The 12,421-nt window shown below is 57.9% G+C and carries 11 protein-coding genes and 4 pseudogenes; 3 read left to right on the top strand and 12 right to left on the bottom strand.

The window, feature by feature from the left end:
• Positions 1–5 precede the first annotated feature (5 nt).
• On the top strand, positions 6–368 hold the full coding sequence (locus IVB26_RS43360; RefSeq protein WP_458309327.1) for a hypothetical protein: 363 nt from the start codon (positions 6–8) through the stop codon (positions 366–368).
• Positions 369–1,630: 1,262 nt separating this feature from the next.
• A pseudogene (locus IVB26_RS06045) lies at positions 1,631–3,161 on the top strand (class I adenylate-forming enzyme family protein).
• 373 nt (positions 3,162–3,534) lie between these two features.
• On the opposite strand, the gene IVB26_RS43355 reads toward IVB26_RS06045, so the two are convergent.
• Entirely contained in the window at positions 3,535–3,726 is a 192-nt protein-coding gene (locus IVB26_RS43355) for a hypothetical protein (RefSeq protein ID WP_458309326.1), read from the bottom strand.
• A gap of 272 nt (positions 3,727–3,998) precedes the next feature.
• On the opposite strand from IVB26_RS43355, the gene IVB26_RS06040 reads away from it, so the two are divergent.
• Entirely contained in the window at positions 3,999–4,193 is a 195-nt protein-coding gene (locus IVB26_RS06040) for a hypothetical protein (protein ID WP_247970981.1), read from the top strand.
• A gap of 1,442 nt (positions 4,194–5,635) precedes the next feature.
• On the opposite strand, the gene IVB26_RS06035 is transcribed toward IVB26_RS06040, so the two are convergent.
• From IVB26_RS06035 to IVB26_RS05985, 11 genes and pseudogenes are all read right to left on the bottom strand, one after another.
• Positions 5,636–5,854 carry a hypothetical protein gene (locus tag IVB26_RS06035; RefSeq protein WP_247970980.1) on the bottom strand — a complete coding sequence of 73 codons (219 nt, stop codon included), beginning with the start codon at positions 5,852–5,854 and terminating at the stop codon, positions 5,636–5,638.
• A 556-nt stretch (positions 5,855–6,410) separates the two neighbouring features.
• Entirely contained in the window at positions 6,411–6,680 is a 270-nt protein-coding gene (locus tag IVB26_RS06030; RefSeq protein ID WP_247970979.1) for a DUF6129 family protein, read from the bottom strand.
• Between the two features lie 33 nt (positions 6,681–6,713).
• Positions 6,714–7,067 (bottom strand): DUF3024 domain-containing protein, encoded by a 354-nt coding sequence (locus tag IVB26_RS06025; RefSeq protein ID WP_247970978.1) that lies wholly within the window; start codon positions 7,065–7,067, stop codon positions 6,714–6,716.
• A 15-nt stretch (positions 7,068–7,082) separates the two neighbouring features.
• Positions 7,083–7,322, bottom strand: a complete 240-nt coding sequence (locus tag IVB26_RS06020; protein ID WP_247970977.1) for a nitrogen fixation protein NifZ — start codon at positions 7,320–7,322, stop codon at positions 7,083–7,085.
• Positions 7,319–7,633, bottom strand: a complete 315-nt coding sequence (locus IVB26_RS06015; RefSeq protein WP_247970976.1) for a nitrogen fixation protein NifZ — start codon at positions 7,631–7,633, stop codon at positions 7,319–7,321. Before IVB26_RS06015 ends, IVB26_RS06020 begins: the two co-directional genes overlap by 4 nt.
• Positions 7,630–7,923 carry a hypothetical protein gene (locus tag IVB26_RS06010; protein ID WP_247970975.1) on the bottom strand — a complete coding sequence of 98 codons (294 nt, stop codon included), beginning with the start codon at positions 7,921–7,923 and terminating at the stop codon, positions 7,630–7,632. The genes IVB26_RS06015 and IVB26_RS06010 overlap by 4 nt, the downstream gene beginning before the upstream one ends.
• Positions 7,924–8,575: 652 nt before the next feature.
• Positions 8,576–8,800 carry a 4Fe-4S dicluster domain-containing protein gene (locus IVB26_RS06005; protein WP_247970974.1) on the bottom strand — a complete coding sequence of 75 codons (225 nt, stop codon included), beginning with the start codon at positions 8,798–8,800 and terminating at the stop codon, positions 8,576–8,578.
• A 12-nt stretch (positions 8,801–8,812) separates the two neighbouring features.
• Positions 8,813–9,995: pseudogene (locus IVB26_RS06000) on the bottom strand (NifB/NifX family molybdenum-iron cluster-binding protein).
• A gap of 362 nt (positions 9,996–10,357) precedes the next feature.
• Entirely contained in the window at positions 10,358–10,717 is a 360-nt protein-coding gene (locus IVB26_RS05995) for an SIR2 family protein (protein WP_247970973.1), read from the bottom strand.
• A gap of 438 nt (positions 10,718–11,155) precedes the next feature.
• Positions 11,156–11,334, bottom strand: a pseudogene (nifT, locus tag IVB26_RS05990) (putative nitrogen fixation protein NifT).
• Between the two features lie 229 nt (positions 11,335–11,563).
• Positions 11,564–12,058 (bottom strand): annotated as a pseudogene (locus IVB26_RS05985) (transposase); the annotation flags it as partial.
• Positions 12,059–12,421: the final 363 nt, after the last annotated feature.

The raw sequence follows: 12,421 nt of genomic DNA, 5'->3' as shown, positions 1-12,421 counted from the left end.
GGCCGATGTACGACATTTTTAACACCAACATCGAAGCCTACGAGCGCGAAGAGATTGCAGGCGCAAACCGCGAGTTGCCTCTGCCACACGTCGAGGCGCTTACCGCGGTTGCCAGGTCACAGACGCAGCAGCCCCGCTTTCGAAGCGACGGGAGCAGGAGCGCTCCCTTTGAGAAGGGAAGCGCCGGAGCTGCGCTCTTCGATCATGCCAAACCCCTTGCCGCCGGGCTCGGCTTCGATTTGGTCGACGTCCTCACCGGCGGCGTTTCCGACGGCGATTTTACCGCGTCGCGTACCGCAAGACTCGACGGCCTCGCCGTGACGGCAAGGCGCGCATACCCCACTATGAGCAGCTCTACATTTCGTTAGTTGGACCGCGTGGGCGGCTATAGCAATGGCTCTACCAGACGCTGCGACGATTGCTGCGCGACGCGATATCTGCCATCGCCATTTGCCGCCGTACGGCGGCGCGCTCGCGCATTCGCGCGGCTCGTTCTTCAGGGCAGGCGCCGCAGCTGGGGTGCATCTCGTGAATTGCGTTGGCCGGACAAAGGCACGCTATGGCGTGAGGTCGAGTGCGGAAGACGTGGTACTGTGTATTTCTCGGTTGCGGCGACTAATTAAGTCTGGCACCGCGAGCTCTTCCACTTTTCCTATCGGCGTTGCGCGGTGAGCCTCGGAAGAATTTGATCCAGCGACAACACCAAAGGGCTTGAATCGCACGTAAGGTTAAATTGTACGATCTCAAGGTACATCAGTCTCGGGCTGGTCGAGATAAGGATTGCGAATGTTCGAGCATGTCAGAAGCGCACCGCACCGTCTTACCTCGATCATCGTGACAGTGCGGCTTGCGCGTGGTCCTGATGGGCTCAACAATCTACGGCCGGCACCATATACCTTCTCTGATCCACATCGCTGGAGAGCTGGTCAATTCAGAGGACAACGTCACCCCTACCGCGCTGTGCGGCTCCCCCTATTGCAGATTGGAAACCGAGTTCCTCCGCGGGTCGGGACACCCGTGGAGATCAGTTGAACCAAGAGTTTTTGGTTCTGTTCGCTCAGCCCGATTGGAGCTCGCACGGCGCCATCATCTCGGAAATGCACGACGGTCGATCCGACCTCCGATGGTTCCAATCGGGTTAGGCGGCTAATGTCGGTCGGCATGACTGGCGCGACAATCGCGAAAGATTGCTTCGCATTTCGGGGCAGCACGATCACCCGACGGTGCCAAGAACGTTCTGTTGGTCGACCACACTGAAGGTCACTGCCGAGCCATAGTCGGCTTCAAAGATGAAGATTCCAGATCTCCCTATATGTGCGGTGAACCTGTAAGTCGGAAACCTGAAGAAGATAACGTCATGGTGCGCTTATCACTACGCGCAGATGCACGCCAGCGCTGTCGGACGGAGCCCGTGACGAAGCGCCTCCGCTTTAAGAGATTTACATCGAGCCCGGGCTGATGACGTCGTCAAGACCGTATGCTTCCGACTGAAATCGCTTGACTGCTCGCGTGCCTGAAGGCCATCCGATGCGATCTGATCGCGATCGAGAGCTTCCGAAACGACTCAGGAGGTCAGGGGTTTAAGCAGTTTTGCAAATACGTAGCGAACCTGAGCGAAAAGGGGACAAAGGTGGATCTTTGCACACTGATTGAGCGTAACGCGTCGTTTACTCCTGACAAACCCGCGATCCACTTCGACGGGGGCACCCTAAGCTACGCCGCCTTCACTCGAAGGATCGAGCAAATCGCTCGTGCTCTAAAACACCAGCTCGGCATCGAGAGAGGCGATCGCGTCGCGATCCTTGGCCTCAACCGGCCCGACTACCTGGCCCTGCTCTATGCCTGCGCGCGACTCGGCGCAATGCTCGTTCCATTAAATTGGCGGCTTACGGTCACGGAACAGTTGTTTATCCTCTCCGACGCCCGTCCCAAAGTGCTAGTTCTAGAACAGGCCTTTGATGAGCTGCTATCAGCTCTGGCGGGGCAATTGCCCGATACCTTTGTTGCCGGGTTGGACTTTTCGCCTCTCGGCGGAAGTAAGTGGGACTGCCTGGTAGACCAGGGCCGAGGCGACGATCGCAATCAGCACACGGTGTCTTGCCCGCTTCTGATTGTCTATACTTCGGGTACCACAGGGCGGCCGAAAGGCGCTGTGCTGCGTCAAGAAGCGTTGCTGTGGAATGGAATTATGAGTCAGCACATGCATAACCTCGGCTCGACCGATCATGTCCTGACAGTCTTGCCGCTGTTTCACGTTGGTGGCCTGAATATCCAGACCACGCCGGCGTTGCATCACGGCGCGACCGTCACCATTCACACGCGATTTACGCCCGAGGCGACGCTTGCTGCGATCGAACGCGACAGACCTACGCTGGCAGCGTTGGTGCCTGCCACGATGCAAGTCCTAACCGACCGTCCTCAGTGGCGGATGACGGACCTCTCCTCACTGAAGGCAATTTGCACCGGTTCAACGATGGTCCCGCAGCACCTTATCGAACGCTTTGTCGCGCGTGGGGTGCCAGGTGCTGCAGGTTTACGGTTCGACCGAGACCTGCCCTATTGCTGTGTATACGAGGCTCGGCGGCGATCTTACGCGTAAGGGCTCGAGCGGCTTGCCCGGCCTATGCTGCGAAGCGGCTATTCTCGATGATACCGGCAACAAGTTGCAGGCAGGCAGCCCGGGCGAGATCGCCGTACGGGGCCCTAATGTCTTCAGCGGGTATTGGGGCGCTCAACAAGCAACGCGCGAGCCTTTGCACAACGGCTGGTATCTCACCGGTGACATCGGCCGCCGCGACGCCGATGGATACTTTTGGGTTCATGATCGCAAAAGGAACCTCATAATTTCCGGTGGAGAAAATATCTACCCGGCGGAAGTAGAGCGCGCGCTTATGGAGCATCCCGATGTCGCAGACTGCGCCGTTGTCGGTCGACCCGATCCGCGCTGGGATGAGGTGCCGATCGCTTATGTGATCAGGCGGCCGGGGGTTCGGCTTGATGCGGAAGCGCTAATGGCGCATGCAGGCTCGCAGCTCGCCCGCTTTAAGGTACCGCGCGAGATTATTTTCACGGAAGAATTGCCACGAACGGCGTTGGGCAAGATCCAGCATTTCGCGCAGAAGGGGCTTACACGATCAAGCCAGCACAGCGACGGCGACTGAAGATTTCGATGGGTTTGGCATTACCTTTACCCGGCAGGCGTGGCCGCTGAGGGCCGCGAAAACCCCACGGGTCACCGCGTCTATGCGAACACGACAGCTGCGAGTTGATCATTTTCGGCGCCTTTCCGTCGAATAGCGTTGCCCCGAGGTCGCCGATGCCGCGGATCCTCATTATGAATGCCGGTACCGCGCAAATGTCGGGCTCTGATCTGCCGACAACCCAACTTTCGCTTGCCTCCAAGTCGGCTTGGTCTCCGTGTGGTTTGCACAGGAGGGAGATAGGGGGCCCAATTCCGGTTTTGGTAAGTCAAGGATTCGCCGACTGATATCTCTGGATGCTCCCGCAGTTTGAAAGGAGAAGCATTAGAACGCGTCATTTGAACCTCAGAAACGGGAGAGAACGCTCCGTGGACGAGAAGGAAAGAGAGCTCAACAGAGCGGCACGCACAAGCGCTTCTCGGCCCATGCGCCTCCTTCTCGGTCTGCAGAGCAGACCGCCGAGCTGCACGGCGCCAGAGTTGGCATGGTTCGGAATGTCTCTTGAAATGCTGCTGGCGGCATACATTGCCATCCTCTCACCGAATATCGCGATTTACATCTCCTGCGCTTTGAACTTCGAATAAGATCGCAACTGCCGTTGCAGTCGACGTATGTCGACGGTTCGCACGAGATGTCGTCCATGACTTCACAGGTGCCGCACTCTTCCAGGAAGTTAATAGAGGTGCTGAGCCGGAGCGACGTCGCCAGTTGGGGTACCCGTCCTCACTCAGCCGATATTCCGATCGTCTTTTTGGCTCCTCGACGCCGCCGACGCCCGCGTCAGTTAGAGCTTTGCCCGTGTTGCTGCCGGCGTATATCGGCGCGCTCGTCGATCATGCATTCGAGCACGCGGCGCTGCCCCTCAAGGGCAAGAACTCCGGTTTCCGTGAAAGCCGGTACGATTGGGAAGAGGCGGCTATAGGCGTATTTCCTTGCATTTCGCATGAGCAGGCGTCCAACAAGCAGATGTTCTTGACGGTCAGATGTCTTTGAGCTCGCTTCAGGTCATCAAGAACATTCGATGCGCCTCGAACAGATAATAGGATCCGAGAATGAATGGTCCTCGGAGTGTTCGCCGCCTGCAACCGAAAGGCCGAACTGATCATCGGGCGTCCAGCCATCTGGCGAAGACTTCTTAGTTATTGTTCCAGAGGGTCCACCAGAAACTAAAGGCTGCGTCGGTGTAGCTCATGCCATAACCCGCTTCACTTTTCTCTTCCGATGCAGGGCATGAGCAATCCCACGAGATCATTCCGGCTCTGCGGCAGCCTTTGCCGATGAGATCGGAGCGATAGAACTTTATCCCAGCGGTCGTCCGTGGATACGCGGTGTTTTTCGCTCAGCATTTTGGAGATGACTGGAACTGTCCTGCTTCGACCTTATGAGGCGCGGCCCTGTCCCGATCGTGATTACCAGATGAGGTCGCATTGGTCGCGGCGCCCGAACTCAGCATCTGGGTAATTTTGGGAAAGTATCCGTGTAAGACGCAACCGTCTAATTCAGCTGCCGACTCAGACTTGTCGGTTTCTCGCGCATCGCGACGTGAACGGGATAATTCACCTAACATATGCTGAGCGGTATCTTCCGCTTGTACAGCTTTCGAAAAGCAGACGGCGCTAAAGGCTCGCAGGAAAGAAACGCTAGCGAGCTTTTGCCTCCCTCCCATGGGCTCCTCCCGCGGCCAAGGCATGCTTCTGAGCGAAGCTTGTTCTTTCTCAGCTGAGAGAAGGACACGACGCCCTATTATAGAGATCTTCAAGTTGCCGGCCGTCTCAACGATTCGAGTGCGCTGGCGTCCGCCAGTATCAGAGTCCGTATACATCTTTGTCCACTGGACTCCGGCTGGACACTTTCGGAATGAAGCTGAGGCATCGGCGATGGTCAGGCGCATCAGGGACAAGACGCTCGAAAGCCGCAGTGCGCGGCTGGACAAGCCGGTGCGCAAAACGCCCGTCTTAGTATCAATCGGACGAGGCCTGTCGATCGGTTATCGGAGGAACGAGACGCCGGCACGTGGGTGTTTCGCAAAGCCGACGGATCGCGACTATACGGCCCCCCCGGACACTCGGACCCAACTGTCGACTACAGCGTGGAGTGCAACCGATCTAAGCGCGGGTCCATTACGGGGCACCGTGCAAAAACCCAGTCGACCTCCAAGTTCGCACCGTGCCGTTATATCTGAATCATGACCGATCCGGGGAGAACAACGCGCAGTAACCGATCTTAAGCCAGACTCCGTCGTGCCAGCAACGATTGACGTAATCGTGTCATTGCCGAAAGTCAGGATCACAAGAATTGTAACCGGCAGGCCCTCGCCGATGTCTTCGATCTGCGACAGACTGTACGCCCTGGCGCCACCCGCTCGACCGCATCGGCTGGACAGCCTGCGAACACCTCAATCTCGTGACTAGCCACGATATCGATGATCTCTTCGCTCATGCCAGCCTCACAGCTTCTTGCTTGAAGGTATCAACTGCGGCCCGGGTCAGCCGAAAAACGCCACGACCACGGGGCAGTGAGCGATAGGCAGAGTCGGCTCGGGCCTTGAGAACATCAAACCATTGGTCGGGCGTGAGCCTCGCCGGGAGCTCGCTGATCTGGATCACCCTGCCATTCGGGGCGAAGCGGACGTGAATGATGATCTGCGGATTCATATCGTTCCCGTTTTTGCCAGGTTTAGAGACCGGTGGGCTGCTCGATTGTGACGTGTTCAGTTTCGTCCCCTTTTGGGGTGGACCCCGCGCCGCGACTTGAACTTCGCACCTGCATTGGTGCCGGGTGGCCCGTTCGGGTTGGCGGCGATAATCGCCCGTGTGTTAGGCCTCATACGTTCTTCGGCATTGCCGTGAGCTCGTTTCGGACCAACAGTCGATGTCGGCAAACTCCGCCCGTGCGTCCGCGAGATCGGCATGGACGGCTTGAGAAACGAATACGAGGAGGCGATTACCTCTTGCTCCGCTCGATACCGAGCGCCTTCAGGCCAAGCAGGAGCCCAATCGTGCGCTTGGAACCGCAACGCTATACTTGCGGCCAACATAGACCGCGAAAGCTGGTTCGAGCGTCTCAGTCGTCGACCGACTGGAAATTCGCTGCGAACACAATAGCGCTTCGACGGCAGAGAGTCGGCAACAATGATATCAGGATCCGAGAGCGGAATTGCATTCACCGCCTCCGCGTCATCGAGGCGATTCTCTGCGGGTCCAGTGCCGATCACCGCCCAACATGCCTTCTAGCCAGCACCAATCCAGTCGCTCGCGCCTGATCGGCCGTAATCTGCATGCAGTGGTCCGATCCATCAATTAGATGCAGGTCAAACTGCGGAAGACGCCGGAATGGCTGCTGCGTCACATCCGACGCATCACATCGAACCAAGGTGAGCTGCGGAAAGCGGCGCCTTAGGTCAGCAACGACGCTAGTGTCTGTCTTAGCTGCCGCAAGCAGGCGTTCGATTTCGGTCAATTGTTCTGTGGCGAGCGCCATTGTAGCTCCTATATGACTGTTGCCAAATGAGCATCACTGCCAGAACAGCCGCTCGGGATCCGTGTTCAATTCGTCGATCGCCGACGCAAGCCGGTGGAAAATGCTGTAAAATTTCCAGCTTCCTCGCGCATGATGCTTGAAAAACAGTTTCCAGATCCCGCTCACGGCATCGTAATGAAATAGCGCGACATCGATCTGACCGCCATCGTTGTGGATATTGCGCGAGCAGCAGGGGCTCTTAATGAGATAGCCAGCCTTTACCGGCGTTACACTCGGCGAGACATAGCGATAGTGCTTGCGCGAGATCAAAGCACGTTCGATCCGCTTGCGATCTAGCTCGTTCGGATGCGGGATCAGCCCGACCGGTACCTCTCTCGACACTCTCATTGCGAGAACATCCCCTCAAAGGACTGCGATCTCTTCTTCAAGACAACCAACGACCAGCCGCTCATCAAAATCTACAAGATAAATCGGCACGCTCGCTTCGGTATGCATCGCGACCCGGACGATCTCGCCGATAGCACCGGCCCCGACCAGGATCCCATCAGGCGGCGCGGTGGCAACCGACTCGTCATTGATGAGATTGACTGCGGTTTTGACGCGCTGGCCCGATCGATATTTTGGAACGCGCGGCTCTGTCATGACAAAGCCACTTCCGGCAATGGCAGATCATCTACGCCCTCGTCGACCGGGTCGAGCTCTTTGCGCGCCATGCCGACGCGGTAGCCACTTTCAAGAAATTCGACACCGTAGATATAGAATTTCTGCAGGAACGTGCCGATGGAAACGACATAACCCACGTCGCCCTTCTTGGCCAGGATGTCGCCGATCTCCTTGCCGCGAAGTGTGCCGTCATTGCGGATCGTACTGCTGGCCGGCACTTTTTCGCCGAAGCTGAACGCGGACGGCCCGCTTAGCTGGATCACATCACTGTCGCGAACGATCATGTTCATGCACCGCCCCCTCGCGAACCTGCAGGGCGCACGGAGACGCGAGCAGAGGTGCTCTTCTGCAGCATATTGTCCTCGTCTGCGATGAGACATGCCGACTCGTCATCCGCGATGCGAATCGCCACTTCGTAGCAGGCATGCCGTTCAGGTTCGCGGTTCAGAGCGGTTACCGAATGGGGTGAAAGTCGCTGCGCGAACTCGAGGTGCACGGAGGTGTCGGGGTCGTTCACCGTGGCAAGCAGCCGCATACGTCGTGCCACCATGCGGCGAAGCTCAATGGCCTCATCATTCATCAGCCAGCCAAGCCGGCGCGGCGCGATGCGCTGCGTCCCGATCCAACAGACGCAATAAAATGCAGAGCTTTGCCACCTCCGACGTCTTAGCCCAGCGAGTCTGTAGAGGTCGAAGCGGTAGAGCTCGATCGGGACAGAGGCCAACGTCTCTGCTTCGAGCAGGTGTTTTCGGCCACTCCGTCCAGATGATAGAAGAGCCCGGCCTGCCGTTGCTGATCCTCGGCTTCGGATAGCAGACCTTCGTCGAGCCGCGTGTGCGCTGCCAACGCTCCCATGCTTCCTGATAGTGGAATGACTGGGTCCAGGTTCGTGGGCAGCTTTCCTCCTCTGATAGGTGGCCCCTTCGACATTGCAAGGCGGTGCACCTGGCTCGGCGAAGAACAGGCCCGTCAGCACAGCGGCGTGGGTCAAATCAATGACAGCGCTGCTTAGTGGGCGCTCGGCATCGAGGCGCAACTTTGGACGGTTGCGCTCCATGACTTTTTGACGGGGCCCGCGGCGTTGCTTACGCACCGTTGGCGATCGATCCTGAGTAATCCATGGCCATGACAGGAAATTGCAAGTCGACGCCTGCGGCGCCGTCAATGCACACGGCGATACTCGCGACTTTGCAGTGACGGAGCTCGGCATGAAATTCACGAGCACACCCCCTTTAGGCAGGCGCCTGGTAACGCGGCACTGATGTGTCGATGACGCTGGTGTTTTCAACTGGACAGACAGCGACACACTGCGGCTCGTCAAAATAGACGATGCATTCGCTGCACTTCTTGGGTTCAATTGCGAAGTTTTCGGCCTTCTCTGACGTTGCAACATTCGGGCATAAGGGTTCACAAGCCGAGGAACTCGTACATTGCGAGGCGATGATCTTGATTGGCATAGATACAACCTCTTACGCGACCGAGATCAGCGGTTCTTGCCGGATCGCGGCGTCGCCGCGCTTGACGTGCCGGATCTCACCGCACTTGATTTTATGGAGATAGCCCCTGAACCAGCCGATCGCCGATTTCTCGATGGTATCGTGCGCGTATTGCTCGACCGGCTCAATCCCAGCATTGATCAGAATGTCTCTTGGGCAGCCACCAATCTTGGCCACGAATACAGCATGGCAGTCGTTGATGGCGCGGATGATGCCCGCAAGCCGATCCTCCTCGCCATATCCGGCCTGGCAGTAAACGTCGACGCGACGGTGCCCGACGAGTTTGACGCCGGATGTCGAGAGTTCGTATACCTGGAACTCCCTAGCATGCCCAAAATGCTCATTAATGAGGCCCGACCCTTTGGTTGCGACCGCGGCCAGAAGCTTGACCTCACTCATTTCGCCAGCGAGTTCCGCTAACTCCTCCTGCCTGGTCGTGATCCTCGTCGCAGGCTCATCCTCAATCTTGGCCTGATAAGCCTTGCGCGTCTCGAGGTCATATTGAACGTCCATGGCCATGACCTTCTCTATGTGAACTCGCTGCTGCGATCATCTCCGAGCAGGGCGACGGCGTCAGCGCGGCACTGGCGGCAATGCCGCATCATCTCTATCTGACCTTCACAAGCATCCTGCAGCGCCGCCAATTCCTGCGCTGTCGGGCCTCGCTGGCCTTTGAGCCCGAATGCTGTGCCGTGCTCGGGCGCGGAGATCAGTGGCATGATAGGTCGTTTTCGGATTGGCCAAGGCATCGCCGGGGCCGGCGATACCGAGCACAGTCAGCTGTGCAATTCTGGTGGCGACCGCGAGCAGCTTTCTCGCCGCCTGCTCAGGAGTGAGCCTCTCACTAACAACACCCGGACGCGCTTCATTGGTGCAGTCGTACTTACGATTGCAGTAGTTGCATCGAATATTGCAAGCCGACGCTACCGCGACATGGATGCGAGCGTAATGACGATGAGCTTCTTCGCTATAGCAGGGATGAGTCCTAACTTTGTCCCAGATTTCGGACGGCAAATCGCCTGGGACAGCCTGACCCATAGCTCCCTTTGCCATTCTTCGAAGAGCTCCGGGAACCCTTATAATCGGTGATGACCCGCATCCCGCCGCTATCCTCAGCATCTTTGACATGTTTTCGGCGTCCGGCAACAGCGTTCATATTCAATTCTCTACCAAGTGTGCCCATGGCGATCAGCCTGAGAGGCCACAGAAGGAGAGTTAGCAACTCGCGTGCCATCTCGGAGGCGAAGGCATTCCCGCCCTGTGAATGAGTTAGCTAGACGTGATCCGCACAGTCGTGCACGCGTCAGCGACAGTTCACACGTCGCAAATGCGACAGGCGTCGCAATTGTGACGGAGATGGCCGTTGGGTTCTCATTGAGCTCGCGTGAAATCTTACCCGCACCGGTCGTTTGTGATGCGACCTCTTCTTACTAGCGGACCGGGGCGAGCAGCCCACTTTGCGCCGCTACTTGGCGCTCAACATCTCTATCGCGTGCGGGAGCCATATCGCGATCGGTGTCAGGTGTTGCTCGACCAGAAAGCAGAGTTCGTTGCGCGAGAGTGCTTGCGGATCGACGATCGCGTAATGGACGTCAGCCGAGCATTTGGTGATCTGCCGCGCATAAATAGCAAAAGCCGATCATTGAAGCGACAGCCGATGAAGAGGAAGCTCCGTCCGTTCCGCCTTTCCTCGATGATGTCGGGAACTGATGTCTGGATGTCGACTTCAGTCAGAACCTCAGCATAATCAGCGTCAGTAACCAGAAAGCTCTTGACCGGCAGCACGCTGCCATGCGGCTTGCGCAGCACAGTAGGCCAATGGGCCGCTGAGGCATGATCAACCTTTTGGCCCGCCGGATCGTAAATGGATACCAGCAATCGACGTGGATGCTGGAGCGCGCGATACCTTGCATCTCACCCCATCCGTCGCGCGTACCGAGAGCGCCGTCCGCATCGGGCCGTCGTACCAAGAGTCGACTATCACCGGCAGTAAGGATGCTAGATGATGGTGCAGTGGTGTCGACTCCACCGGCGGGCGAACGCCTGGACCATCAAAGCCGTCACGGTGGAGCGATGTGTGTCGCTCTCGACATTCTGCGCCGGCGCCCAGACGTTGCCTTTGACCTGGCGCGGTAGCGCAACTTTGCTGGAGAAGGCAGAAGGCCTCCTGTGTCATTGGCATATCTGGTCCGTCAACTCGGCGAGGCCAAGTCCGAGATACGGAACAATGCTAGGCTCTCATCCTCACCGCAAGATCGGTAAGAATCGCCTTCGCGTCGGCTGCGTCGACAAACTCAATTCGCGGGATCGCCTTCATCAGTCCCCCGTCTTCCCCCGCGTCCTGGCATTTATTGTGATCGGCAGCGGCGTGTCGCTCGCCATCTCGGGCAGATCGTCATCCAGCCATTGGCCATTCTGATCCAACCGCCCCAGAGCGTTTCATACTCGGATTCCACGATCGGCTCTTCGAGATCTTTCTTGCGAAAGGCCCGCAAGAGAGCGGCGACTCAAGAGTTTCATGGGGTCAATTTTCTGGACCGCGATGCATACTTGGGTGGTTTAGCATGCTCCCGCGAGTTGGCGCGCAGCTGAGCCACGATGTTTGACAGTACGCTTAACTCCCGCAGCAAAGCCAAGCTCATGGAGCTGATCGGAGAGAGGCCTTTTGCTTCGGCGCGCCTCGGCCGAGCCCTCTGGCAAGACCCTGGGTGATGCTGTTTCGCACAGCAGCTTGCCGTCGGTCAGGAAGGTGACGGCTTTGGGCTGCACCGTGGTATCCACCGTGACCCGCTTGAGAGCGCGCCTGCGCAGTGCCCCGGCGTAGTGCGCCACCCTCAGGCTCTCGGCCAGCAGAAGCTCGAGCTTGTCACCAAAGGGCTTGTGCCAATGGCTGAGATCCGAGCGCTCATGCGGAGACTCATGCTGGAAAAACGCCTCGCCAGTGAAGTGCTGGAAATACGGATCATGGACCCAGCGATCGCACACCCCTTCGTCGGAGAGACCATAAATGTGCTTGAGCAGCAGCAGCCCAACCACCAAGCGGGTCTCGACCCCAGGGCGGCCCTTGTCGCTGTACAGCGGTGCAATCTGCGCATCGATCCAATCCCAGTCAACCTTGCCGGCGAGCTGCACCAGCTCGTGCTTCATGTTGATGATCTGATCGAGCCTGGCACGAAACAGATCGCCTTCTTCCGTCGCTTTTGGCTTCTTCGGTCGCATCGGCTCCTCCGATACAGCCATCGAATCAGGCTTTGCGATTCGACGGAATCTCAAACTGCAAATTGCAGGCTTCCGATACTCAAACCTATCAAAGCCTGCAATCCGAAACGCGCCAACGTCCGGAAAACCGATTCTTGATCAGCACCTTAGGCGTTGTTCACGGACGACGTTCTAAGAGGGATGCTTCAAGAACGAGGCGGGAGCGAATTGACGAGAGTCAATGCGAACCAAGCGTGTCGGCCATCGATCGCTTTATGCCGAGCGGCATCAGCGCTCAGATACTGTTGCCGGAGAGGCGGCGAGACTCCCAGGCACTCCGTCCACTTGGCCGCGCCTGCGCCGTGGCCCCAGTCAACGGCTCAC

Source organism: Bradyrhizobium sp. 195 (assembly GCF_023101665.1).
In the GTDB taxonomy this organism is placed as follows: Bacteria; Pseudomonadota; Alphaproteobacteria; order Rhizobiales; family Xanthobacteraceae; genus Bradyrhizobium.
This window is presented reverse-complemented; position numbering and strand designations above follow the sequence as displayed.

Coding starts and splice junctions, on each gene's coding strand:
- IVB26_RS43355 (WP_458309326.1), bottom strand. CDS start 3,726: ATGTATGCCGCCAGCAGCATTTCAAGAGACATTCCGAACCATGCCAAC.
- IVB26_RS06020 (WP_247970977.1), bottom strand. CDS start 7,322: ATGACAGAGCCGCGCGTTCCAAAATATCGATCGGGCCAGCGCGTCAAA.
- IVB26_RS06005 (WP_247970974.1), bottom strand. CDS start 8,800: ATGCCAATCAAGATCATCGCCTCGCAATGTACGAGTTCCTCGGCTTGT.
- IVB26_RS43360 (WP_458309327.1), top strand. CDS start 6: ATGTACGACATTTTTAACACCAACATCGAAGCCTACGAGCGCGAAGAG.
- IVB26_RS06025 (WP_247970978.1), bottom strand. CDS start 7,067: ATGAGAGTGTCGAGAGAGGTACCGGTCGGGCTGATCCCGCATCCGAAC.
- IVB26_RS06030 (WP_247970979.1), bottom strand. CDS start 6,680: ATGGCGCTCGCCACAGAACAATTGACCGAAATCGAACGCCTGCTTGCG.
- IVB26_RS06015 (WP_247970976.1), bottom strand. CDS start 7,633: ATGAACATGATCGTTCGCGACAGTGATGTGATCCAGCTAAGCGGGCCG.
- IVB26_RS06035 (WP_247970980.1), bottom strand. CDS start 5,854: ATGAATCCGCAGATCATCATTCACGTCCGCTTCGCCCCGAATGGCAGG.
- IVB26_RS06010 (WP_247970975.1), bottom strand. CDS start 7,923: ATGAATGATGAGGCCATTGAGCTTCGCCGCATGGTGGCACGACGTATG.